We start from the raw sequence: 24,940 nt of genomic DNA, 5'->3' as shown, positions 1-24,940 counted from the left end.
CATTTATGAATTATGAAATCTGCAGATAAAGGAAATTACATCCCAGTTATAGGACTAGAAGTACACGCACAACTTTCGTTAAAAAGTAAGATATTTTCTCCAGAGCCTGCTGCTTATGGTGCTTTACCTAATACACTAGTTAGCACCATTAGTCTAGCACATCCTGGGACCTTACCTACTATTAACAAAAGGGCGATAGAATATGCCATTAAACTAGGATTAGCTTGTAAATCAACTATTACCCGCACTAACTATTTTGCACGTAAAAACTATTTTTACCCAGATTTACCAAAAGGATATCAGATTACTCAGGATACAACTCCTATCTGCCAAGGAGGATACATTACTATTACTACTCCAGAAAGCGAAGAAAGGAATATTGAACTACAGCGTATACACTTGGAAGAAGATGCGGGCAAGTCCATCCATGATATGGCTGATGACACGCTGTTAGATTTCAATAGAGCAGGCGTAGCTTTATTAGAAATAGTAACATGCCCAGATATAAAAAATTCTGAAGAGGCTTATGCTTTTTTAACAGAATTAAGAAGGTTGGTACGCTATTTAGAAGTGTGTGATGGCAATATGGAAGAAGGCTCTTTACGTTGCGATGCTAATATTTCAGTAATGCCAGCTCATTCTACAACATTTGGACAAAGGGTTGAAGTAAAGAATATGAACTCCATCAAGAACGTGCAATTGGCTATTGAGCATGAGATAGAGCGACAAATACAAGTATTAGAAGCAGGAGAAAAGGTTATTGCAGAAACAAAGTTTTATGATGCAGCCTCTGGAAAGACTATAAGCCAGCGTACCAAAGAAAGTGCACTAGACTACCGATACTTTATAGAACCTGACCTGCCACCCCTGATTGTAACTGAAGAATGGATTGCACAAGTAAAGCAAGAGATGCCTCTATTACCTAGAGAATATCGTGCTAAGTTTATAGGAGATTATCAAATTAGTGCTTATGCAGCTAGCGTGTTAACAGAAAGCAAAGACTTAGCCTTGTTTTTTGAATCGTTATGTCAGCTTACCAACCATTATACGGCAGCTGCTAACTGGCTTATGGGTCCTGTAAAGGCATACCTCAACGAACTAAACTTGCCACTACAAGAGTTCCCACTTAACGCTCCTACTTTAGCAGCACTTATAGAACTAGTAGAAAAAGGCGAAGCCAGCTTCTCTGTGGCTTCCCAACAGCTTTTTCCAGCTTTATTAGCAGAACCTAATAGAACACCATTTGAATTAGCACAAGAGCTTAATCTTTTACAAGAAAAAGATACTGATGCTTTGTTAACGCTGGTGGAAGATGTTATACAAGCTTATCCAGATAAGGTATTAGCTTACAGGAATGGAAAGAAAGGTATATTAGGAATGCTTATGGGAGAAATTATGCAAAAAAGCCAAGGTAAAGCAGCGCCTAATATAGTAAGCAATTTGCTTAGAGAAAGACTAGAAAGTTAGCTTAGATATCTATGTCTGCTATCTAATTCACAATTCTATTTATAAAGTAGATACATCTATATTATATTTTTGAAAGTGAACAGATCTTTCTTCATATATATGATAAAGAGATTGGGTATAACATAAACTTAAAGTATAGCTTTCGCACCTACATTTATGATACTCGGCAAAGGATTTGAATCTTTAAACATATTATAATCCAAGCTATAATTCTCTAAATCATAATTCACCGTATGATTTTATAATAATTTTCCTAAATTTACTTCTGGCAGTGGTAGGTTATGTATTTTACGGTAGAGAGTTGAATTTATGCCTTTTAACATCTTTCAATATGAATTTAAGAATTTATAAAGTCTATCAGACATCCTTCTATTTATTATTAATCTCGTTTTCCTTAGAAGGTTGTTTATTCGGAGAAGAGAGTGAGGTTGAAAGAAGAAAAAGGGAAGAGCTTGCTCAAGAGAAAGCAAAAAAACACCTTCTCACTATCGAACCTTTAGCAGGATTTGAAAAAGGGGATTTGATTAAATTAGAAGAGTATATAGCAGCTAATTATCATTTAAATACTGTTGCTATTCCTTCTACAAACGCTTTTCCAGATGTAAGCCTATCTCCTATAATAACGGCTGGAAATACTTCAGATACTAGTACAACTCAGCACAGATCCTTTTCAAAAATCAAGGAAGAAAAAGGCAAAGAAAAACAGGGAGAAGAACAGGAAGAAAAAGAAGAGAAGACTAGAAGTGCTAACATCTATAGCAAGATTGAGCAAAGGGATAGCCCCTTACACATGGCTATCAATCATCCTAATATGGAATTAACCGAGCATCTAGTAGCAACCAAGCTTAACCATATTCGTATTAATGATATTGATCATCTTAACGACGGCAAATTACAATAGAGCTGCTGCGAAAGAGATAAAATAGAGTAGGAATTTGAATAAAACAGAGAGAGGATCTTGCCAGTAGCGACGCTATTTGTTAAAAAGCATGCTTGAAGTTTATCATACCCGCTATAATATTAAAGCGCAGGTTATATTTCTTCTGAAAGTTACGGTAAACTTCTGACATAATCTTAAACACCTTGATCTCTCTTATCTTATGCTCTACCTTCATGCGTATGGAGGATAGCTTTCTGTTATGTTCTTTCTGCTCCTTGGTTAATGGCCGCTTACGGCTCTTTTTATAGGGAATCATGACATTGCTCTGTAGTTTTTGCCAGCCTTGATAGCCACTATCTGCTAGCTTTAAGCTTTCTTTAGGTAAGAGTTTTTCTCCTTTACGGATTTTAAAGTCATGCACTCTTCCTTTATGGGATTTGGATACAGAGAGTATCTTTCCATCTTCTCTTATCACTATCTCTGTTTTTATAGTATGTCGCTTTTTCTTGCCTGAATATGATTTCTTTTGCTTCTTAGTAGGTCTTTGTGTAGGCTGCTCGCTCACATCTGCTAATATGCGCAATACCTTTTCTGAGGTTAAGCTGCGATCTTTTTTAATGCTAATCTTCTTAGCTAGTAATGGCTCCATTTTTCTTAACAAGCGGCATATGTTAGCGTTGTGTAAGTTAAACAAATAGCCTAAAAACACATGGCTAATATAAGTGCGATAATACATGAGTACACAGAGCAATTTATCTTCCATGGTAGGTAAATGACTCATCCTACCATGGCGCAGCTTGCTCGATTCTAACTCTTCAAAGAGAGGCCTTACTTTTAAAACTAATTGCTCAAAGGTTTCTAGTCTCAAGCCAGTTATTCTTATAAAGTTATAGGGATGTTTGCTTATCCTCGCGTAGGTTAAATGCATACTTATTCCTTTTATATAATAAGAATTACATCTTAACCCTTTTTATCTTCTTTGTCAATCTTTTTCGCAGCAGTTCTAATCTCTAATTCTTAAAGACATTAAGAATAAACTTATTATACAAGCCAATGAGAATGTTGAATCATTACTCAAAACAGAAGGCAATATAAGTACTGTAGATGCCCATGCAAATACACCACTCCATTTAGCTGCTGCGAATGGATATTTAAGAATAGTAGCGCTTTTAATAGGAAACAGGGCTAATTTAAAAGCAAAGAATCAAGATGGTAATACTGCACTTCATCTTGCTGCTAAAAGTGGATATTTAGATGTGGTAAAATTATTGGTAAGCAAAGGCATAACTATGGATACTATCAATAATGATGGCATGATGACAGTTCATCTAGCTGCTCGAAATGGATATATGGAAGTGGTCCGTTTCTTAATAGAAAAAAGAACTGATTACAGAAGTACAGATAAAAAAGACAACAACATTCTGCATCATGCTGTTAAGGGAGGATCTTTAGAAATAGTCGATTTTTTACTAGGACGAGGTTTTAAAAGGGATGTTAAAAATATAAAAGTTATTCCACGCACATACGAAGGACATGTTATTCTAGAGAAAGTTTCAGGTAGTACTCCTTTACAATTAGCTGTCAACAAAGGGCATGCAAAAATTGCAAAAAGTTTGATAGAACATGGCGCCAGCTTAAGGGTGCTAGATATTGACAATCAGTTTAATACTTCAAGCATTAATCGAGGTAATGCGCTATTGCATGTAGCTGTACAAAATAAGGACACAGAAATGGCTCAATTGCTTATATTAGGCAAGCGATTGAATGTTAATTCTAAAAATTATTGGGATTTTACACCACTTCATTTTGCTGCTAGGAACGGTTGTTTGGCAATGGTAAAATTGCTAGTACAAAATGGTGCTGACTTAGAGGCTAAAAGTAGCACTTATTATAATACTAGCACACCACTCAGCTTAGCTATTGTGAATGGATATTCAGAAGTTGTTGACTTTTTAATAGAGCAGGGTGCAACCTTAACAGAAAAGATGAAATGCCTTATTGATATACAAAGAAGCAATAACATATATCCTACTCTTCTACATTTTGCTGCTGAAAATAACGATACTAGGCTAGCTTATTTATTAATCAACAATGGAGCTAATGTGAATGTTAAGGATAGAAATGGCAATACACCAATAGACTTAGCTGATAAACAAGGACATTTTGAAATGGCAAAAATACTAAAAGGACCATTTAAACCTATTGTCTTAAATGCAGTAGACAATCAGTATATGGTTGTAGCACCCCAACCCCCAACTTTTTAAAAATTAGGTTTAAATTTTTAAAAATAATCCTGGTAATCCATTATAAGGCATACGCTTTCCACATATTATGTGGTTTATAGTTACTTGTTACTTATTTGACAATTTAAATATTGTTTGATCATAGTAAGGATACACAATGCCTGACTTTAGCAAGCTCATAGGTGCATACTAAATGTTCGGATTTGATAGAGTAAAGTTACCCTTGCTAAATAGGGATATACTACTCACCTACTGCAAAATATCTAATTAGGTATACCGCGAAATAAAATTTTAACCAGAAGAAATATAATTAGAAAGCTGACTATTTGCCGTTTTGCACCGGCTCTCTTATTAGATAAACTAACTTTCAGCACCTAAACTTATTTTTTACATTTCAAATACACATTTTGTGTATAAGTTTTCATACTTATTCAAAATAGAGTTTCTGTTTTTAGCTAAAAGAAGCGCTTATATATAAATACAACTAGCTACCAAGCATAAAAGGCGTATATATACCAACTATAAAGAGTATAAATTTACTGGTTAGTTGTCAATTGAAATATGCTTTTTAGGTATTTCTAATGGGGTATACATACGTGGATGCCTACTGTTTTGATACTTAGGTTTCCTTTAATTATATATAATATACCTTCACTTTTTCCGGGAGTCTTCTTTTCGCAGCCGCTCTATTAAATTCAATTGACAATTAATAGTGCATATTTAAATTTTTACCTTACTGTTTAAACAGCGTTTCTACAAATTCTTTCTCATCAAACAACTGTAAATCGTCTATTTGCTCCCCTACTCCTATATACTTTACTGGAACATGAAACTGATCAATAATACCAATTACTACACCTCCTTTGGCTGTACCATCTAGTTTAGTAACTACTAGACCATTTACAGCAGTAGCTTCTGTAAATGCTTTTGTTTGTATAAATGCATTTTGCCCTGTTGTAGCATCTAATACTAATAATATCTCATGTGGCGCTGCAGGCATTAGTTTTTCTATAGTACGCCTTATTTTAGACAACTCATTCATTAAATTTACTTTTGTATGTAACCTGCCGGCTGTATCAATAATAGCTACATCTGCCTGTTCTTGTATAGCTTTTTGTACTGTGTCGTACGCTACAGCAGAAGGATCGGTATGCATAGAATGTGCAACTACTGGAACGCCTACACGCTCGCCCCACATTTTGAGCTGTTCTATGGCAGCAGCTCTAAAAGTATCTGCAGCACCCAAAATAACCTTTTTACCCGCTTGTTTGTAAAGTGCTGCTAATTTACCAATGGTAGTTGTTTTACCTACTCCATTGATGCCTACTATCAAAATTATGTGCGGCAAAGCAGTATTTTGTTCTGCCTGATTGAGTATGGTAATTAAGGACTCTATTTCTTCACGAAGAATGCTTTCTAATTCAGCAACATTTAAATATTTATCGCGCGCTACACGCATTTCCAAAAGATCTATAATTTTTAAGGTGGTATCTATCCCTATATCGGCAGTAAGCAATAGCTCCTCTAATCTGTCTAATATTTCATCATCTACAGTTGACTTTCCTACAAGTACCTTATTAAAATTATTCCAAAATGAGGTTTTGGTTGGCGTTAAAGCTTTATCAAGTTTCTCTTTGCTTTTCTTAGAAAAGAAATTAAAAATACCCATCAAGTATAGTTAGTTTAATAGGTTAATAAATAGTACCTATAAATGTAGTTTTTTATATTTAAATAGATATAGTATGATTACTTTATTTTTAGGTACTTAAAAGAATAATTTAAATGTTATAATTTCTACAAATGGTTAACCTATAAATATTACAACTAACCTCATAAGGCTTAGTCTTTAAATATATGTATGCTTATATAAAGCTAAGAGGATAAGTATATATAAAATAAGGCTACAAAAAACCTTATTCAGGCATTTTGTAGCCAATTTATGAAGCGAATTAAAAAGATATAAGTAGATTATGAAATCTTATTTCCTTCAAGCAAATCTTTCGCTTGGTCTAATGTTACAATTTCTTCTTTAAATGTATATGCCTTGGTCTTAGGTGATTTAACACAAGTAATAAATTTAGCCAAGTTTTTACTACTGCCTGCTTTACGAAGAGTTGCTACTACTTTTTTAGCCATAATAGTTATTTAATTTCTTTATGTAAAGTGTATTTTTTAAGGATAGGGTTATATTTTTTAAGCACTAACCTATCAGATGTATTTTTTCTATTTTTTTCAGTAGAATATCTAGATATGCCAGGCATACCACTTTTTCTGTGTTCTGTGCATTCTAGAATTACTTGTATTCTATTTCCCTTTTGTTTTGCCATAACTTTTTAGCATCCTTTTTCGCTGTTCTTAAATTATTACCCTACTATTAGTTGACTGATTGTCCCTTTTCTTTGAGCTTCTTTGATCACTTCTAAAATACCTTTTTTATTGATCGTCCGAATAACAGAGGTAGAAACACGTAACACAATCCAGCTGTTAGTCTCAGGTACATAGAACTTTTTAAACTGAAGGTTAGGGTAAAACCTTCTTTTAGTTTTATTATTGGCGTGGGAAACCTTGTTACCTACACGTGGACGTTTCCCAGTAATATCACAAACTTTTGACATCTTTAAGAAGTATTTGAATCTTACAAAGATAACTATGTGTATGTATTATACAAAATAATCTAGCATTAGTTTATTTATATAACACTAATTATCCATAATAAACATCAATAAGAAATGTATATAATTTCATAAGTGGAGACGATTCAGTAAATATACATAAGAACAAATCTATTTTAATAAACCACTGTGAGGTGAAGCTGGCTCTATATAGTATTGTTATGCTTAATAGTAAAAGAATAACATGTATCTACGTTATTGTGGAAGCTATCAAAAGTAAAACTGATAACTATTCCTAAAATTTAAGCACACACTATTTAGCAAGTAATAATATACTGCCTGGGATTAGCACTTTGATTTCTGCTAATAAAGACAATATGAGGCTAGATCCATTCAAACAAGTTACTGCCATAATATAAACCCTTTTAATAGGCAGCTCATTTCTATAACCCTCATAATTATCAATTCCCTCCTTCTATTGCCGTTACTGATGTTCAGCCAATTACCAAGCAAGGCTTACTATAAGTACTAATATACAGAGGAATAGAAGAAAAAATAGTATTAATATAGGTAGTGGAGGTCATTGTTATCTTCTGCGGCTAATTACAAAGAAGTGCTAGCACATCCACACTAAGTTTCTAAGTTATTTATGCAAAGAGGCTTGTGCGGGGGAACTATCCTTAAAATTCTATCTATAGTTATAGCAAATGTGAATGAGAATATTGAAACTAAATTACAACGAGCAAATTAGATTTTAAAAAATTAAAAAGTTATAGCTAAAAAATATAGGACTGTGACAGTAGCTGTAGAGTAAAAAAGTTTAATCTCAAGAAAGTAAGAGCTGGGTAATTTTGCTCTGAAGCATCAATACATAAGGCTATGCCTATACCTTTAAAAAGCAGACATAGATGGAAATAAAGTAATAATTATTATATTATTATATGCAGGCTATAAAAACAGGCACCACAATACTTCCGTTTATACCAAAACAGACACAAAAACAGAAGGTGTAATTATTACTTAATAAAACTTTTATTCTATTCTCATTAAATGTGAAACATTTTTTTTTACTTTTGCGTAAATATTTTTTTCAAAATAACGTTATCACGAACTAGACTCTAAGGCGTTATATAAAATATTATCCTTAAAGTATCAATTATAGCTTTTTTAATCCCACTAAATCTAATTATCATGTCATTAGTAAAAAAGATAAAAGGAAAATTCAACACGAGTAGCATTGTGATCATGCTTTTTATCATTAGTGTTGCCGCTTGTGATGAAGGATGTAGTAAAGAGCCAATTCCTCAGGCTTATGGAGACTTGGTTATGAGTGTTGACAAAAAGACGTTAACTGGAGAAACTCAGAAGGAATTTAATTTAAGCTTTTTAAAAGAGGATGAAAAACTACGTACTTTATTAAAAGATTTTGAATTAAAAGTTAGCGTTGAGCAAGGAAAGGTTTCTTATTTAGCTTATAAAGACGAAAAATGGGAAAAAGAAACGAGTGCAAATTTTACCAAAAATCTCTCACATTTTTTTAATTTTTCAGAACTAGGTGTAGAAGAGGCTATCAATGAAAAAGGCGAGGTGAAATTTACTATTAAACCAGATGCAAGTAGAGTACAAACAATAGTAATCATAGAACTTTTTAAGGTAGATGGAGAGAAGAGAACATCTAAAGGAAGTCCCTTGCAAGTTACTTGGAATAAAGCAGAAAGCGAAATTGGCATATGCTTTGGTGCATTTTATGGTTTGACTAATAATAAAGAGTTTCACAATGATCAACAAGTAAGCTTTTTCATTAATAACGTTGGAAAGGATGAGATAAGCTTAGAAGATATTTTTATAAGATTAACATCAACAGTGGTAGAACATCAGGGTGCTAGTTTTACATTAAATGGAAAAAAGATAATAAATGGAGAATCAGCTAATATTGAGCCATTTTTAATGAATAAAAATGCTTCACCATATTCCACTATTTTGCAATTAGACGAGGAAGGTGATAATAGCGCTTCCGAAGTTACCTTAGAGCTAGTATGTGGTGCTAAAAAAATAGTTAAAAGTTTAACTTGGAGTAAAGCAATTTTACAGCCGCAACCACAGTCAGCAGCAGTAACAGAAGAAGAAGCTGAAGCACAAAGATTAGAGAAAGAAAAAGTAAGAAGACAAGCAGCAGAGAGATTAAGGCAAGAAGAAGCGTCAGAAAGATTAGCACAAGAGGAAGAAAGACTAAGACAAGAAGCAGAAAGAGCAGCAGGAGAAGAAAGAATAAGGCAAGAAGAAGGAAGGTTACAACAAGCAGCAGAAAGACTAAGACAAGAAGAAGGAAGGTTACAACAAGCAGCAGAGAGACTAAGACAAGAAGAAGGAAGGTTACAACAAGCAGCAGAAAGATTAAAACAAAAAGAAGAAAAGTTGAAACAAGCAGAAGAAGCAGAAAGATTAAGACAAGTGGAAGAAGAAAGGTTAAAACAAGCAGAAGAACAAGCAGAAAGACTAGCTAGAGCAGCAGAAGCTGGTCCTAGTGAGGAAGAGAATACAAAAGAATCTGAAATATCAGGAGATAATGCTTCAACTAGCACGAGTACATCTAACAGCTCTATTCAGTTAGCATCTTCTGCTTCGGTGGTGCCTCCTGCTCCAACACCTCCTCCAGCATCTCTTGTTTCGACATTTCCTACTCAGCAGAAACCTGCTAGTGCAGGTGGCAGCCGGCCAATAGCCAGAGAAGACAAGGGGAAAGAGCGGCTAAATTCACAAGATGAACCAATAGGTGAACAGCTACTATCTCAGGCAATAAAAGACTTAAAGCGGACAAATGAACAAAGACAATCTCAACAAGTTTCAGGCAAAGTGCTTTCACCCCACTCTCCTACAAGTGAGGAAATAGCACGAGAGAAAAGGCGATCAGTTATGGTAGGAGAAGAAGGAGAAAAAAAAGATGCCAAGGACAAGGATGAGGATGAAAGAGATAATGAAATAATGGATGAAGTTTCCAGAGCAAAGGTACAAGAAGATAAATTATTGCAAGAAGACAAACAGCGAGATAGGGAATTTAGGGAATCAAAACGTTCAACAGCAAAAAGAGTAGTAATACCTAGGGGACAACCTTCAGAAATGAGTAAAACAGCACTGTTGGATGCCATAAGAAATCGTGCAGATCAGACCACCAACGTAAATCGTGAAGAAGAAAAATTATTGCGTAAGATTCATGACGATATAGACAAAGGCTTATTTAAACCCAGATTTACATTACTACCTTCATTGCCTTCAGGAAGCGAGTCACTAAATGACATGCAAAAGGTTTTTGCTGCTGCATTTGACAGGATGAAAGCACTAGGACAAATAAGTTCAGATGAGAACGAAAATGCAGAAAAGAGTAATGATGAGATCGATGATCCTTGGGATGATGAGGAGACTACAACAGAAAAAGAACTTGCCGACTGGCATCTCATAGACTCTGCAAAAAAGCCCAGTTTAAATCCCGATTTCAAAGCAAAACTTAAAAGACTTCGTGAAATTTACCGCCGAGCAATTTCTGGGCTTGATCCTGACAGAAACTGGGGTTGGGGAAAATGGTTAGTATGGGAATATCAACATTACAATACTTCAGAAAAGAAGGCAAATATCGAGGCAACAGTTGATATATATATTGAGGAACATGCAGACGAGTTACAAGGAGAATTTGCCAATTTAGATATTTCTAATCCAACAAGGGTTGATGAGGAAAGGAAAATTGTGGTCAAAGATGGAGATATTAATAGGACTTTGATGCTAAACGAATAAATCTACTTTTATAGCCCAATAGAAAGTTTAAACTTTCTCCAACATAAGTTCTCTTTTTCCCCACCTTTTCCTTAAAAGAGTGGGGATTTTTTATCTTTTTTAGAGTAAACGAAAGGTGCGCCAAGAGCTTGCTATTACAACGAACAAATATTCCATACTTCCTTAAGCTTGATGCTCAATATCTAGCTAATGATAGTCCTTCAGATCTCAATAGCATAGGTGTCAGTGCCTGCAAACACGAGTTTCCAGCTATTTTAATCACAAGAGAAAAGTAAATACAGTCGGGAGGAAAGTAATAAAGGTAGGGGCCCTAGGAAAAAAGAGCCGGGGACGTCCAAGATAGCATAAGCAAAGCCTAGAAATCAGAAACGAAAGTTCAAGAAATAGAAAGAGCAGAATAACAAAAAAATCAGAAATAAGACCCAAATCATCAAATTTCACAAAATGTTTATGCTTTTTATCTATTGGGAAAAGCTAAGTTTTTTATGGCTAGAATATAATGTAAACTGTGAGACTATTATACAAAAAAAATATACCTTGGAGTTTTTAAGTCTTTAACCTTAAAGCTGTTCCCCTTAAACACTAAGCCAACTAACAACAATATATATGTTGAATTTATTGCTTGCACGCCTACTGGAAATAGATAAAGAATTATTCCTTATAATCAACCAAATGCATACTACATTCTGGGATAAGGTTGTATACTGGATTACACATGAGCTATTTTGGATACCATTATATATAATCTTATTATACTTCATAATCAAAAGGTTCAAGAAAAGGTTTTGGGTGATTTTATTAACTATCGCTGTCTTAATTACCATTTGTGATCAGTTTGCTTCTGGGCTAGTTAAACCTTACATCCAAAAGTTGCGTCCTTGCTTTGACCCCAATTTAAAAGCAATAGTGCATGTAATAGGCAGGCACCACGGCTCATATGGGTTTATTTCTTCTCATGCTGCCAACACTTTTGGATTAGCAACCTTTTTATGTCTTTTATTCAGAACTCACTACTGTTTTCTATTATTTATTTGGGCATCAATTGTAAGTTATGCACGTATATATGGGGGGGTGCATTATCCTGGAGATATTTTATTAGGTGCCCTTAGTGGAATATGGTGGGGATGGAATATTTATATGGTCTATAGATTCTACTGTGCCAAATATTGAAATAAGAATAAAAATTTTACACCCCAGCATATACAAAGTTAGACTTACTTACAAACGCTAAGCTTTTCTTATCTTTGTTTATCAGCATATAACACTTATAAGATTAACAAGACATGCAAAAGTCAATGACAGGGTTTGGGAAGGCTATTTATGAAGATGATCAACTACGTGTATCAGTAGAAGCCAGATCAGTTAATTCAAAACATGCAGATGTAAGCTTACAGGTCCCCAAACTCTTTACAGAGCAAACACTTGCTTGGAGAAACCTTATTATAACTTATCTTCATAGGGGTAAAATAGAAGTTACTGTAAGTTACGAAGCTAAACAAAAAGCCACCCCACAAATTGTTATCCAAGAACCACTTTTTAAAGCTTACTATAAGATGCTAGAACAGCTGGCAAATGACGTAGGTGCTCATACCAATAATATATTTGATATAGCTTTAAAAACTACAGGGGTTATGGTTAACGCAACAGATAAAGCGTTTGATACAGAAATAGACGAGCATACTAGAAATAAAATAGAAGATACTATCCAGACAGCACTTCAAAAGTGCGATCAAACAAGAGAAGAAGAAGGAAAGGCATTACTGCAAAGTATTAGCAGCTATTTATATAAGATAACCCAAGAGCTAGCACTAATAAACTCCTTAGATAGTAACAGGCTAGAAGTTATTAAAACAAGACTTTTAGACAAGCTTAAAGCCATTAGCCCAGAATTACCTATTGATGAACTTCGGTTAGAACAAGAGCTCGTTTATCACTTAGACAAACTAGACATTACTGAAGAAAAAGTACGCTTAGCTAACCACTTAGCTTATTTCGAAAAAGTTATGAAGCATGAAGAGATAGCTGGGAAGAAATTAACTTTCATTACGCAGGAAATAGGCAGAGAACTAAACACACTTGGGGTTAAAGCTAATGATGCTACTATTCAACAGTATGTTATTGTTATGAAAAATGAGTTAGAAAAAATAAAAGAACAACTCCAGAATATTTTATAGGAAATACTCCAATTATCTATTATAATACTATTATGGATTCCGATTATTCAGCTATTCATGCCTATGCAGAAGCTTATTCAAGTTCTGAACCGATTCTCTTAAATACTATTAATAGGGAAACACATGCAGAAGTCCATGGAGCCAAGATGATTTCTGGCCATTTACAGGGAAGGATACTAGCCACCTTTTCACATATGATAAGGCCACGCAGGATTTTAGAAATAGGTACCTATACAGGTTATTCAGCACTATGTTTAGCAGAAGGCCTAACTGAAGATGGCATTTTATACACTGTTGATATTGATAAAAATTTAGAAGCACGTGTAAAGGGATATTTTGAAAGTTCTGGCAAAGCACATCAAATACGGTATTATATAGGACCAGCACTAGAAATCGTACCTAAGATTAATGAAAAATTTGATCTAATATTTATTGATGCCGACAAAAAGAACTATACCCAATACTATGAATTGTCACTTGAGAAATTAAATCCACATGGATTTATTATTGTAGACAACGTACTTTGGAAAGGCAAAGTGTGTGAAACAGAGAATCAACTCACAAAAGACAAATACACTCAGACAATCATAGATTTTAATAATAGAGTACATAATGATTCAAGAACAGATAATGTTTTATTTCCGATTAGAGATGGACTAATGGTTATTAGAAAAAAATGAAGCTATTCCGTTTACTATTATTTTTTATTTTTTATCGCTTATTGGCAAATGGTAGCTCTATATATGGGCAGACTATAACTGTACCTAATAAAATTAGCTTTGCCAATATGCAATTATATATAGCAGCAGAAGCCAAAGAAGAAATACAAAAAAAGGTAACATCTTTAACCCGCAGCCCTAAACACTATAAAGAAGTTTTTGACCGTATCAATTTATACATGCCTCTTATAGAAAGAGTTTTAAAAGAAGAAGGGCTACCAGATGATTTAAAGTATTTAGCCATACAAGAAAGCCATTTGATAGCTGATGATATTTCTGAGACCAATGCAGTAGGATTTTGGCAATTTAAGCAAGCAGGTGCTTTAGAAGTAGGTACAAGAATAGACCGTTATATTGATGAACGGATGCATATCGTTGCTTCTACTAGAGCATTTGCCAAATATATTAAGAAGCATTATAGCCATTTTAACAATTGGCTATATTCACTATTGGCGTTTCATTTAGGAAGAGGTGGCGCAAAGACATTTATTAAAGGGAATAAATGGAATATTGGTGCTAGAACAGCAACAATAGATAGTCATGCTCATTGGTATATATATCACTTTATAGCGCATAAGCTTGTATTTAAAGATGCGATAGGTAAAGAACTGCATCCAGAACTATACCTGTATGAATGTCGAGATTGTCAGGGGAAAACCATTCATGAACTTAGCCAACAATTTGGTGTATCTTTACCGATGATACGTACCTACAATAAGTGGTTAAAGCCTACTAAAATACCAGAAGATGCGACCTGTTCTGTACTGATACCCATGACACACCAACAATATGCGCAGCTTGACCATTTACGTGTATATAGCCTCTTGGATAAATATAAGATAAATTACAGTGCTTATTGGGACAAAGCTCAAAATTTTCCTTGTATTACCTCTGCAAAAAGTACAAACAAAAGCCAGCCAACTATACAAATCAATGGTATTAATGGTATTGTTGCGCAACCTAACGATAATTTAACTACCCTTGCAACTAAGGGGAATATTCCTTTAAAACAATTTTTAGAATTTAATGATATTGATGCCAAGCATCAGATAGAAATAGGACAAGCATATTATTTTAAAGCTAAAAACAATAGAGCCAATGTACACTACCATATTGTAAGACACAAAGAAACTTGGTGGAGCATAGCTCAGAAGTATGGTATAAAGTTATCATCTCTATTGTCTAAAAACAGAGCTCGAAAAGCATTGACACTTACAGCTGGCAGAGTACTTTGGCTACGCTTTATGAGGCCTGCTAATATACCTATTGCCTATTTAAATGACCCAATAATTAATAACGCACCTTCTAAACCTGATGTAGCACAAACCTATGCTGTAACAGAAAATACAACTACATACTTTAAAAAGGGTTCTAATAATTAGATTTAAAAGGGAAGTTATATATATTCGCTGGGAAAACAAATTATAGATACTTGTGATAGAAAAAATTATTCAACTTGAAGAAATTAGTCTTGTGGACTTCCTGGGTGTAGAAGATAGAAATATTGCTACGCTTGCAGCCCTTTTTCCAACAGCCAAACTTGTATCAAGGGGTAATGCAATAAAAATACAAGGCAGCCAGGAGGTAGTTCAGAACTTATATGAAATTATTCAATGCTTATTAGATCATTACCGTAATCAAAACTTGATTAACCAAGAGATCATTCAGCATTATGCTAATCGAAATAATAGAATACATCAGGAAGTGGACAAGCCTGGCACTGTAATTTTACATACGGCTAAAGGTAAACCTATCAAACCTAGATCAGCGAACCAACGTAAGATAGTAGCTGCTGTACATGAAACTGCATTGACATTTGTAGTAGGGCTTGCAGGCACTGGGAAAACATATATTTCTATGGCATTGGCCATACAGGCGCTTAAAAGGAAAGAAGTTGAAAAGATTGTAGTGACTAGGCCCATTGTGGAAGCTGGGGAAAGTTTAGGCTTTTTACCAGGGTACCTAGAAGAAAAAACAGCCCCTTACCTCTACCCTATTTATGATGCCTTAGATGATATGATTTCTATTGAGAAGCGTAAGCATTATCAAGAAAACGGTATTATAGAAGTTGTCCCATTAGCTTATATGCGCGGGCGTACCTTACACAATGCTTTTGTAGTATTAGATGAAGCACAAAATACAACATCTAATCAGATGAAAATGTTTTTAACAAGGATGGGGCTTCATTCAAAACTTATTATTACAGGTGATCCAACTCAAATAGACTTACCTAAAGCTAAGCAGTCGGGTTTAGTAGAAGCATTAGAAGTTTTAAAGCCTGTTGCAGGAATCAATTTTGTTCACTTAGAAGAAAGTGATATAGTGAGGCATCCATTAATCAAAGATATTATCCAGGCTTATGATAACAGTGGTCGATAAATAGGTTAATCACATTTCATCCGGACGTATGCATCGAGGGAGAGATAATTTTTAGCTATTCAACTACTTAGCCTTTCTTATATAAAAATCTCAAAAACTGAATTACCATAAACTTCTAAGGAATATATAAGGTCTAAACAAAGCAATATCTACCGTAGTAGGTTTGCCTACACACTTCTCTCCCACTTCAGCACAGTCCGGCTACTAACTGATATTACTATACAGAATTCTCTAACAACTAAAATCTTTATCAAAAGAATAAAGTTTCATCATCATTTCTTAGCCAATACTTCCAAACTAAGTTTTTCTAATTCCTGTGCCACATGGTCTACCCCTAATTGGTTGGCAAGTGGTACAAAGAAAAGCAAGGTCTCATTGGCTATATGCTTTTGTTTAGATAAGGACAAATGTCCTTCAATGGTACGCATGTTATGAAGCCTGTCAGCTAATTTTACAAAAGCCGCCCGCTCATCTTCATAGTTAATTAACCTTTTAATATTTTCATGTTCCTCAAGGCTTAGCCTTCTTATTTTATCCTCTAGGTTGGTTACCTTTCCTACTATAAAAGCTACTTTTTCTCCAAACATAGCCTTAATATGGGTTATAGATAAGCTAGTATCTTCCACTGTATCATGTAGTAGTGCTGCTATTACGGCATCCTGATCTTTGCAATAATCTAGCAAGATCAATGCTACAGCTATTGGGTGAGTGAAGAAAGGTTCTCCTGATTTTCTTTTAACTCCTGCATGATACCTCTTAATGGTATTAAGTGATTTTTCTATAACATTTGTATCAAGTTTAGCAGTTTTTGTTTTATTAAGTAGCTCTTCCTCCAGCTGTATGGCTAAAGGATGCTTTACTTCTTCCTCACTGGCCACTGCAGGCGCCCTTAAAAGCTCCATAACCTTTCCCCTTACTTCACGTACATTGATAGGAAGAACATATATATGGGTATCTTCCTTATCTAGCTCTGCATAACCATAATGAGCATCGATAATACGTGCATTATTTAACAAAGCTTTTCTATCTCCATCCCCAGCCATCCGACTAATAGAAGGTGCTTGATCAAACATATATACACGATTAGAGGTATTAGATAATAGTTCCTGGGTTGTAATGGTAATTTTAATAGCCTTTAGTTTTCGTGTATAATCTTTCATATGTTCTACACTATGGCCTAGCATGGCATCTTCAAGTGCAATAACAATAGTTTTATTGGATAGATTATGTTTATGGATATAACAGATACTGTCAGCAAGCACTTGTTTGATCTTATCAGCATCCGCATAGATTGACTCCTCTTTAGTATATTTTTTACTGCTTAGTTGAGGGGACTGTCCATCAAAGTCTTTTAACTTGAGTATATCTTTAATTTCTACTATAAGATCTTCTAGTTTGATCTGGCTTACTTCTAATCTTACATAATCGGTAATACGATAAATGGCTTGTTGCATGTAAGCAGCTGCGGTTGTTCCAAACAAAGCCAACTCATCTTCTTTTAGTTCTTTAACAAGCGTCTCTTTATAGCCTAAAATTTCAGATAGTTCATCTTTTAATTGTTTATATATATTTTCTAAATAAACATTCTTATTCTCGAGCCTTGTTTGGCTTTGTTTAAATCTGAATAGAGCAATAAGAAAGCTACTAAACAAAAGAATGCCATAAATAACTTTAAATTGCCCTGAACCAGTTGAACTGGTACAAGCATATAAATCCCCACAATACATGTAAAAAACTAGGCAGCCAATAATTATACCTACCAAAGAAACAAATAACATTAGGGGCCAGGAAAGTAAAAATGCAGTCATGATTAGATTAATTAGAAAAATCATGACTTGTACTTCATGAAAGCCACTCATAAGTACTAAGATAGTCCCTACTATAAAGAGTACATACAGGATACCCGCTGGCCAAGCAAAGGTGATGAACCATTTGGCTTTAAAAGTAGGGGGCCAAGCAGGATAGGTAAGAAACCCAGCCGTCATAACTAAAACAGAATGTGCAGCAATATCATAGAGCTTTTGATAATTGGCAACTGTTGACTCTGGTATGGTGTAAAAAGAAGCATACGTGGCACCAATCACATAAATGGCAAAAAGCGTATAAACAACTTCATAAGCCGGCAGATTTTTTTGTAAGTAAGTATAGATTTGTGGATGTCTAACCTTATAAATAAATTTCTGCCATGCCTCTCTACGGCCTTGCCGAGCTGCCAAAAGGGGTTCTCTATCTCGTATGCCTATCCAGCCCCCTTGTTGCCTAAGTATATAATGACTGCCTACATAGAATACTAAGTTAGCGATCATACCAGGGATAAGACTTTGCATGCCTGTATGAGTTAAAAACTTATTCCATAATATCACAGTTATACAGCCTGCTGACATTCCTATAAGAACTGATCTGCTACTACTTCGAAAACCAAAAATGGCTAATAAGAGTGGTACAGTAACAATAGGCATATAAAAGCTGCCAGACAGTAGCATCAATTGTAGTAAGTCTGTACTGCGAAGCGCTAATAACAATGCAAAAATTCCTAAAACAAAGGAAAAAACTCTAACGATCTTAATAGAATCTTTCCAATAAAGCTGCAGTGGTTTCAGAATATCATTAACTGCTAACACAGCAGATGAATTAAGATAAGAGTCTGCTGTAGACATAGCCATGGCTGTAATACCAATAGCAATAAGTCCTTTCAGTCCTGGATAAGCATAGGTTGTAATAATATAGTTTACAAGACTACCAGACTCTAGATTAGGATTATCTGACAGTAATAAAATAGCAATCCAAGCTAATGAAGCAACCATCAGTAACGAACTTGCAGCTGCATAGGTAAAAGAATCTTTAACTTGTCTAAGATCTTTAGATATAGTTACGCGCTGGAATATAGCAGGAGTTATGCCCGGAATAGCAAAATAAAGCACTAAGCCTAGTGCAGATAAAAATTTAGGGTTCCAACCTAGCATTTCCTTGAAGTTAAATACCGGATTGGTAACTAAGGTATGTGCTACTTGTCCAGGTTTTTTTAGGTGGTTCCAAACCACCAAGGCAAGAATAGGGATAAAAATACTAAAGACAATAAACTGCAATAAATCTGTAATAATAACAGATCGGATACCACCGAAAGCTGAATAAATAATGACGATAGAAGCTGCTGCAACAGTAACCCAAGGCCCCTCAAATCCTAAGAGGAAGTTTAACATTTTAGCAATCACCTGAAACTGAATGGCTATATAACCAATTCCACCAAGTATTCCGCTAATAGCAGTAATTATACGTACCAATCGGCTAAATAGATTTCCCATTGCCTCGGCAACAGAAAGATTATTTAAAAATTCGCCCATACGTACAGCAAGTACTTGACCAGTAAATAGCAAACATAAACTTGATCCCAGAAGTGGTATAATATATTGCAGTCCACTTGTATAAGCATTTTGTAATCCATAAAATATAAATCCACCTCCAAACCAGGTAGCTACAATGGTAGAAGTTACCGTAGCTGTAGTAAAATCTTTATTACCTATGGAGAAATCTCGCAAGCTTCTTACACGTCGACCAGCGATCAGGCCTATTATTAAGTTAACAAGTAAAAATGTAGTGAATAGTATGATATCTAAGTAATCTTTTAGCATAAGGTCCATATTTATAGGGTAGCTTATTTTAAGAAAACATTTTTATTTTTTCACTATCCCCTACGTTGATTTTTTTTATAATTTCAAAACCTACTTAATCTTATATGCAACAAGTTTATTTTTTTAATGATTCGATCACATGAGATTTAATGCTTAAGATAACCCTTCCTAATTTGATATTCACCGGCTTCTTGTAATAACTTAGGCATGTAAATCCAACTTACTAATAATTGATCTCAACTACCTAAAAGTATAATAACTGACCAAGGTTTTCCCATGTATGTCTGTTATTCCTAAAGTAAGTTCGATTCTGGATGGCTTGAGGATTTTAAATACCTATAAGCTATTAAAAAATTATTGATAAAGAATTTTATTCTGTAGTATGCGTTCACGGGTCTGCCAATGCTAGCAACTCATTATTTTAAGTATAAAAAGACACTTGGTTGCTAAGAATAAAAATTAACTGTATACTAACCATAACCAATAATTTTTATAGGTAGTTGCTAAATAAAACATACGTTTTTGGCTTATTTTAAAGGTAGTAGACCCATGAACACGTACTATTTTCTGTGAGATATAAAAGTGTGAAATACTATATAGAAATTTTTTACTTTAGGCTAATAAGACAGGAAGTTGAGGTAAATTTTGAATCAAAAGCGGAGAGAGGGGGATTCGAACCCCCGGTACAAAAAATGTACGGCAGTTTAGCAAACTGCTGGTTTCAGCCACTCACCCATCTCTCCTTTTGTTAGTGGGGTAATATATGATAAATAAATTTTCAAATAAACTACAGTAAATTCTATTTCACTTCATTGGCCAATTTAGTCAGAAAGGCCGTTTGTATTAGTTTCTGAAAGCTTACTCATATATAGCAAAGTAACCAAGATAACATTTTAGCTTTACTATAACTCGCTTATAGTAAAGGCATATTAAAACTAAGCTACCTTTTTGAGAATTTCTTTAAAAGCTTCTGGGTTATTCATAGCCAAGTCAGCCAATACTTTTCTATTAAGCTCGATGCCACTTGCTGCTAGTTTCCCCATGAATTGAGAATAGCTTAAGCCATTCATTTTTGCTGCAGCATTAATACGCTGAATCCAGAGCCTTCTAAATTCTCTTTTCTTAGCTTTTCTGTCTCTATAAGCATATTGTAGCGCTCTTTCTACTGCATTCTTTGCTATGGTCCATGCATTTTTCCTTCTTCCCCAATAGCCTTTTGCTAATTTTATTACTCTTTTTCTTCGTGCTCTAGAAGCAACTGCGTTTACTGATCTGGGCATATTTTATTTTTTTAATCTATATAAGCTTTTCCAACTATACGTAATTAGATACGAAGTAGTTTTTCTATTCTACTTTTGTCTGACTTATGCACCAAAGCAGTGTGAGTAAGTCTTCTCTTCTGCTTGGTTTGCTTTTTATCTAGCATGTGATTTTTAAAAGCATGCTTACGTTTGATTTTTCCTTTTGCTGTTAAGGCAAATCTCTTTTTAGCTCCTGAATGTGTTTTTACTTTTGGCATTTTTATAGCTTAGTATGATTGCAAATTTAATAACTACTTAACGGAAGACCTATATACAATCTATATAGTTTATAAAAAATCTAAACTTTTAACCTTTAGAATTCTTTGGACTAATAGATAAGTGCATTTTTCTACCTTCTAACTTGGGCATATGCTCTATTTTCCCGTGTTCTTCAAGCGCTTGTGCAAACTTCAACAAGAGTAATTCCCCTCTTTCTTTAAATACAATGGTACGTCCTACAAATTGCACATAAACTTTAACTTTAGCTCCTTCTTGCAAGAACTTGGTAGCATGTTTAATCTTAAAGTTCAGGTCGTGCTCATCTGTATTGGGCCCTAGCCTTATTTCTTTAATTGTAGTCTTCTGCGATTTTGATTTAATCTCTCTTTGCTTCCTTTTCTGCTCATACTTAAACTTAGAATAATCAATAATCTTACATACAGGCGGCTCCGCATTAGGAGATATTTCTACTAGGTCGAGTTCCCTTACTTGTGCCATCTTTAAGGCTTCTGCAAGTTTATATACGCCTGGTTCTAAATCTTCACCTACTACCCGCACTTCAGGTGCAGTGATTCGTTCATTGATTCTATAAGGTTCTTCTACCCTTCTATTGAATCTTGGTTGAAATTTTCTATCGCTAATAGTCAATTAATTTAAAATTTTTTCCTTATTGTAGAAATTACAAATATCCAAAAATATTACATCTATTAAAATAGATACAGCAATATAATTATATAAATTTTATATCTATCATCAGTTATTGCTCGAAATTAAAGCATTTTATGAAATATCTTCAACAATTTCTTGTACTAATTTATCGATAGGGAAGCTCCCTTGATCTCCAGCACCTTGTTTTCTTACAGAAACTGTCCTTTCAAGTTGTTCTTTTTCACCTATAATAAACATATAAGGAATTTTGCTTAGTTCGGCTTCTCTTATCTTTTTACCTATTTTCTCGTCTCTATGATCTATAAAGCATCTAATATCTTTATTGCGCAGATTCTGATTTACTTCTTCTGCATACGCAGCAAATTTTTCAGAAATAGGTAATATAGCTACTTGCTCTGGTGCAAGCCATAATGGAAGTTTTCCAGCAGTATGCTCCAATAGTATAGCAATAAATCGCTCTAATGAACCAAAGGGTGCTCTATGAATCATTACAGGCCTGTGCTTTTTGTTATCAGCACCAGTATAAGACAGATCGAACCGTACAGGTAATTGATAATCTAGCTGTACTGTGCCAAGCTGCCAATTTCTACCAAGCGCATCTTTCACCATAAAATCTAACTTAGGTCCATAAAAAGCCGCTTCACCTAATGCCTTCGTTGTATTTAGCTTCCTTAACTTAGCAACTTCTTCTATAGCTTCTTCTGCCTTATCCCAATCTTCCTGATCCCCTATATACTTATGTAGCTGTTCAGGGTCTCTAAATGACAACCGAGCTGTATAGTCGCTAAAACCTAATGCACTAAACACATAAGTTACCAAGTCTATAACTTTAGCAAACTCTTCTCTTACTTGATCATTTCTACAAAATATGTGCGCATCATCTTGTGTAAAGCCCCTTGTACGTACTAACCCATGTAACTCACCATGCTGCTCATATCGATACACAGTACCAAATTCTGCCAAGCGCACCGGTAAGTCCCGATAAGATCTAGGCTCATGCTTATAAATTTCACAATGGTGGGGGCAATTCATAGGTTTCAAGAAGAACTCTTCTCCTTCATGAGGGGTACGGATAGGCTGAAAAGAATCTTCCCCATACTTATCGTAATGACCTGAGGTCATATACAGCTCTTTATGACCTATGTGAGGGGTAACTACTGGTTGGTAGCCTGCTTTTACCTGGGCCCGACGTAAAAACTGTTCTAGCTGCTCGCGCAAAACAGTACCTCTAGGCAACCAGAGAGGCAAACCAATACCAACCTTTTCGGAAAAAGTAAATAACTTTAACTCTTTACCTATCTTCTGATGATTTCTCTTTTGAGCTTCTTCTAATAATTCTAAATAAGCTTTTAGTTCTTTTTGCTGAGGGAAAGTAATACCATAAATTCTTGTAAGCTGTTTATTCTTCTCATTACCACGCCAATACGCGCCTGATATGTTTAAGAGCTTTACAGCTTTTATAAAACCTGTATGGGGAATATGAGGACCTCTACAGAGGTCGGTGAAATTACCATGCTTATAAAAGGTTATACTTCCGTCTTGTAAGCCTTCCAACAACTCTACCTTGTAAGGATCACCTTTTTTCTGAAAGAAGCTAATGGCCGCAGGCTTATTAACGACAATTCCTTGATAAAGGTTATTTTGGCGAGCTAATTCTAGCATCTTCTCTTCTATGCGAGGCAGATGGGTAGCATCAAAATCATAATCACCAAAGTCTATATCATAATAAAATCCATTAGCAATAGCAGGACCAATTCCTAGTTTAATACCAGGGTAAAGCGACTCTAGCGCTTCTGCCATTAGGTGAGCTGAAGAATGCCAAAATGCTTTTTTACCATCTTCATCCTGCCAAGTAAGCAATTTTACTGCAGCATCCTCAGTAATAGGCCTGGTTATATCCCATACCTCACCATTAACTAGACTTGCTAAAATTTGCTGAGATAGACGTTCACTAATAGATTGTGCTATTTCTAAGCTGGTTACCCCTTTAGCAAAAGATTTTATAGTACCATCTGGCAGTGCAATATTAACTGTATGGTTATGCATAACGCTGAATTAATGATCTGCAAAGATGGGAATTTAGCTCGTAAATTGCCACTAAATTTTACTAAGTTGATTACCTAATGTTGTTATATATACTTCTAAGGCAAAACTTTTTCTTCAAAGACCTTCCTAGAAGAATACCTACCCACAAAATAACCGACTATTGTAGCTAATACAACCAACAGAATATCTTTGTCCAAACGGAAAAACATCATAGTTATTCTACGCTGTTCATAGATAATAAAAAGTAAATCAATGTAGAGTAGGAAATAAAGAATACCAAAGCTGACTAGCTTACTGAGAGCAGAGAAATCTTCCCGTCTCAGCACAACAATTATAAATATACCTAGTGCTATAAGCCCTAGTGTTAGTGTAGAGAGCACAATCGTTAGCACAGGGTGTAGTAAGAGGTCTGATATACTACTATATAAAAATATGATACCGCTCATAATGCCGGTCATCAACCCTTGCCGCTTAGCTTCCCCCTCAATCAAAGTTTTTAGTTTTTTTTCTTTTCGATCTGAAGCTTGCGTAGTCACATCTGCGTTCTTGTCAGCCTTTTCAGCCGATTCATCTAATACTGCTAATAAATTATATGTATATAGTGTAGGGGTAATACGAGCATAGACATTATTAGAACCTGTTATGGCTCCTATAAAGCATAAAGAAATTATATAAAGAATGGTTTTTCTCATACGAAACATAATATGTTAGATTTAGCTGCCTTATTATAAAGATAATTAAAAAAATCTAGTTTATATTATATAATAAGGCATATCTATTAGCCATTAATTGTAGCTCATAAAACCAGGTTAACAA

General features: G+C 34.7%; 20 protein-coding genes and 1 tRNA gene. 9 read left to right on the top strand and 12 right to left on the bottom strand.

Annotation, left to right across the window (positions count from 1 at the left end):
• Window positions 1-12: 12 nt before the first annotated feature.
• Window positions 13-1,467, top strand: a complete 1,455-nt coding sequence (gene gatB, locus AASI_RS02955) for an Asp-tRNA(Asn)/Glu-tRNA(Gln) amidotransferase subunit GatB (RefSeq protein ID WP_012472745.1) — start codon at window positions 13-15, stop codon at window positions 1,465-1,467.
• A gap of 331 nt (window positions 1,468-1,798) precedes the next feature.
• Window positions 1,799-2,368, top strand: a complete 570-nt coding sequence (locus tag AASI_RS02950; protein WP_044282769.1) for a hypothetical protein — start codon at window positions 1,799-1,801, stop codon at window positions 2,366-2,368.
• 79 nt (window positions 2,369-2,447) lie between these two features.
• On the opposite strand, the gene AASI_RS02945 is transcribed toward AASI_RS02950, so the two are convergent.
• Window positions 2,448-3,275, bottom strand: a complete 828-nt coding sequence (locus AASI_RS02945; protein ID WP_012472744.1) for an IS5/IS1182 family transposase — start codon at window positions 3,273-3,275, stop codon at window positions 2,448-2,450.
• Window positions 3,276-3,360: 85 nt separating this feature from the next.
• Between AASI_RS02945 and AASI_RS02940 the strand changes: the two genes are divergently transcribed.
• A complete protein-coding gene (locus tag AASI_RS02940; RefSeq protein WP_316936676.1) occupies window positions 3,361-4,611 on the top strand; it encodes an ankyrin repeat domain-containing protein in 1,251 nt (416 codons plus the stop codon).
• 712 nt (window positions 4,612-5,323) lie between these two features.
• Here AASI_RS02940 and ftsY read toward each other — a convergent pair.
• The 4 genes from ftsY to rpmB form a co-directional block, all read right to left on the bottom strand.
• A complete protein-coding gene (gene ftsY / locus AASI_RS02935; RefSeq protein ID WP_012472742.1) occupies window positions 5,324-6,259 on the bottom strand; it encodes a signal recognition particle-docking protein FtsY in 936 nt (311 codons plus the stop codon).
• Between the two features lie 299 nt (window positions 6,260-6,558).
• Window positions 6,559-6,726, bottom strand: a complete 168-nt coding sequence (locus AASI_RS08025) for a DUF4295 domain-containing protein (RefSeq protein WP_012472741.1) — start codon at window positions 6,724-6,726, stop codon at window positions 6,559-6,561.
• 5 nt (window positions 6,727-6,731) lie between these two features.
• Window positions 6,732-6,917 carry a 50S ribosomal protein L33 gene (rpmG, locus tag AASI_RS02930; protein ID WP_012472740.1) on the bottom strand — a complete coding sequence of 62 codons (186 nt, stop codon included), beginning with the start codon at window positions 6,915-6,917 and terminating at the stop codon, window positions 6,732-6,734.
• 36 nt (window positions 6,918-6,953) lie between these two features.
• Window positions 6,954-7,205: a 50S ribosomal protein L28 gene (rpmB, locus tag AASI_RS02925; RefSeq protein WP_012472739.1), complete on the bottom strand. Its 252-nt coding sequence runs from the start codon at window positions 7,203-7,205 to the stop codon at window positions 6,954-6,956.
• 1,188 nt (window positions 7,206-8,393) lie between these two features.
• On the opposite strand from rpmB, the gene AASI_RS08585 reads away from it, so the two are divergent.
• The 6 genes from AASI_RS08585 to AASI_RS02895 all read left to right on the top strand — a co-directional run bounded on the left by AASI_RS08585 (window position 8,394) and on the right by AASI_RS02895 (window position 16,260).
• Window positions 8,394-10,988 carry a coiled-coil domain-containing protein gene (locus AASI_RS08585; protein WP_148204929.1) on the top strand — a complete coding sequence of 865 codons (2,595 nt, stop codon included), beginning with the start codon at window positions 8,394-8,396 and terminating at the stop codon, window positions 10,986-10,988.
• 789 nt (window positions 10,989-11,777) lie between these two features.
• Entirely contained in the window at window positions 11,778-12,158 is a 381-nt protein-coding gene (locus AASI_RS02915) for a phosphatase PAP2 family protein (RefSeq protein ID WP_187146295.1), read from the top strand.
• Window positions 12,159-12,271: 113 nt separating this feature from the next.
• On the top strand, window positions 12,272-13,162 hold the full coding sequence (locus AASI_RS02910; RefSeq protein ID WP_044282768.1) for a YicC/YloC family endoribonuclease: 891 nt from the start codon (window positions 12,272-12,274) through the stop codon (window positions 13,160-13,162).
• A gap of 32 nt (window positions 13,163-13,194) precedes the next feature.
• Window positions 13,195-13,842, top strand: coding sequence for an O-methyltransferase (locus AASI_RS02905; RefSeq protein ID WP_012472735.1), 648 nt, complete (start codon window positions 13,195-13,197; stop codon window positions 13,840-13,842).
• Between the two features lie 107 nt (window positions 13,843-13,949).
• Window positions 13,950-15,263, top strand: coding sequence for a lytic transglycosylase domain-containing protein (locus AASI_RS02900; protein ID WP_187146294.1), 1,314 nt, complete (start codon window positions 13,950-13,952; stop codon window positions 15,261-15,263).
• Window positions 15,264-15,315: 52 nt separating this feature from the next.
• Window positions 15,316-16,260 (top strand): PhoH family protein, encoded by a 945-nt coding sequence (locus tag AASI_RS02895; RefSeq protein ID WP_012472733.1) that lies wholly within the window; start codon window positions 15,316-15,318, stop codon window positions 16,258-16,260.
• A gap of 272 nt (window positions 16,261-16,532) precedes the next feature.
• Here the strand turns inward: AASI_RS02895 and AASI_RS02890 are convergent, their stop codons facing one another.
• The 7 genes from AASI_RS02890 to AASI_RS02860 form a co-directional block, all read right to left on the bottom strand.
• Window positions 16,533-19,889, bottom strand: coding sequence for a sodium:solute symporter family transporter (locus AASI_RS02890; RefSeq protein WP_187146293.1), 3,357 nt, complete (start codon window positions 19,887-19,889; stop codon window positions 16,533-16,535).
• A gap of 657 nt (window positions 19,890-20,546) precedes the next feature.
• Window positions 20,547-20,632, bottom strand: a tRNA-Ser gene (locus tag AASI_RS02885).
• Window positions 20,633-20,824: 192 nt separating this feature from the next.
• Window positions 20,825-21,169: a 50S ribosomal protein L20 gene (gene rplT, locus AASI_RS02880; RefSeq protein ID WP_012472731.1), complete on the bottom strand. Its 345-nt coding sequence runs from the start codon at window positions 21,167-21,169 to the stop codon at window positions 20,825-20,827.
• Window positions 21,170-21,213: 44 nt separating this feature from the next.
• On the bottom strand, window positions 21,214-21,408 hold the full coding sequence (rpmI, locus tag AASI_RS02875) for a 50S ribosomal protein L35 (RefSeq protein WP_012472730.1): 195 nt from the start codon (window positions 21,406-21,408) through the stop codon (window positions 21,214-21,216).
• Window positions 21,409-21,496: 88 nt separating this feature from the next.
• Window positions 21,497-22,057, bottom strand: a complete 561-nt coding sequence (gene infC, locus AASI_RS02870; protein WP_012472729.1) for a translation initiation factor IF-3 — start codon at window positions 22,055-22,057, stop codon at window positions 21,497-21,499.
• Window positions 22,058-22,189: 132 nt separating this feature from the next.
• Window positions 22,190-24,124 carry a threonine--tRNA ligase gene (thrS, locus tag AASI_RS02865; protein ID WP_012472728.1) on the bottom strand — a complete coding sequence of 645 codons (1,935 nt, stop codon included), beginning with the start codon at window positions 24,122-24,124 and terminating at the stop codon, window positions 22,190-22,192.
• A gap of 95 nt (window positions 24,125-24,219) precedes the next feature.
• Window positions 24,220-24,816, bottom strand: a complete 597-nt coding sequence (locus AASI_RS02860) for a hypothetical protein (RefSeq protein ID WP_012472727.1) — start codon at window positions 24,814-24,816, stop codon at window positions 24,220-24,222.
• Between the last annotated feature and the right edge of the window lie 124 nt (window positions 24,817-24,940).

Source organism: Candidatus Amoebophilus asiaticus 5a2, assembly GCF_000020565.1.
GTDB classification, from domain to species: Bacteria; Bacteroidota; Bacteroidia; order Cytophagales; family Amoebophilaceae; genus Amoebophilus; species Amoebophilus asiaticus.
The sequence above is the reverse complement of the archived record's forward strand: the minus strand, read 5'-3'. Positions and strand labels throughout refer to the sequence as shown.

Bases quoted from the DNA above. Each gene is read 5' to 3' on its own strand.
- AASI_RS02905 (WP_012472735.1), top strand. From the start codon at position 13,195: ATGGATTCCGATTATTCAGCTATTCATGCCTATGCAGAAGCTTATTCA.
- AASI_RS08025 (WP_012472741.1), bottom strand. From the start codon at position 6,726: ATGGCTAAAAAAGTAGTAGCAACTCTTCGTAAAGCAGGCAGTAGTAAA.
- gatB (WP_012472745.1), top strand. From the start codon at position 13: ATGAAATCTGCAGATAAAGGAAATTACATCCCAGTTATAGGACTAGAA.
- rplT (WP_012472731.1), bottom strand. From the start codon at position 21,169: ATGCCCAGATCAGTAAACGCAGTTGCTTCTAGAGCACGAAGAAAAAGA.
- rpmI (WP_012472730.1), bottom strand. From the start codon at position 21,408: ATGCCAAAAGTAAAAACACATTCAGGAGCTAAAAAGAGATTTGCCTTA.
- AASI_RS08585 (WP_148204929.1), top strand. From the start codon at position 8,394: ATGTCATTAGTAAAAAAGATAAAAGGAAAATTCAACACGAGTAGCATT.
- thrS (WP_012472728.1), bottom strand. From the start codon at position 24,124: ATGCATAACCATACAGTTAATATTGCACTGCCAGATGGTACTATAAAA.
- AASI_RS02950 (WP_044282769.1), top strand. From the start codon at position 1,799: ATGAATTTAAGAATTTATAAAGTCTATCAGACATCCTTCTATTTATTA.
- rpmG (WP_012472740.1), bottom strand. From the start codon at position 6,917: ATGGCAAAACAAAAGGGAAATAGAATACAAGTAATTCTAGAATGCACA.
- ftsY (WP_012472742.1), bottom strand. From the start codon at position 6,259: ATGGGTATTTTTAATTTCTTTTCTAAGAAAAGCAAAGAGAAACTTGAT.
- AASI_RS02900 (WP_187146294.1), top strand. From the start codon at position 13,950: ATGCAATTATATATAGCAGCAGAAGCCAAAGAAGAAATACAAAAAAAG.
- AASI_RS02945 (WP_012472744.1), bottom strand. From the start codon at position 3,275: ATGCATTTAACCTACGCGAGGATAAGCAAACATCCCTATAACTTTATA.
- AASI_RS02910 (WP_044282768.1), top strand. From the start codon at position 12,272: ATGCAAAAGTCAATGACAGGGTTTGGGAAGGCTATTTATGAAGATGAT.
- AASI_RS02860 (WP_012472727.1), bottom strand. From the start codon at position 24,816: ATGAGAAAAACCATTCTTTATATAATTTCTTTATGCTTTATAGGAGCC.
- rpmB (WP_012472739.1), bottom strand. From the start codon at position 7,205: ATGTCAAAAGTTTGTGATATTACTGGGAAACGTCCACGTGTAGGTAAC.
- AASI_RS02890 (WP_187146293.1), bottom strand. From the start codon at position 19,889: ATGCTAAAAGATTACTTAGATATCATACTATTCACTACATTTTTACTT.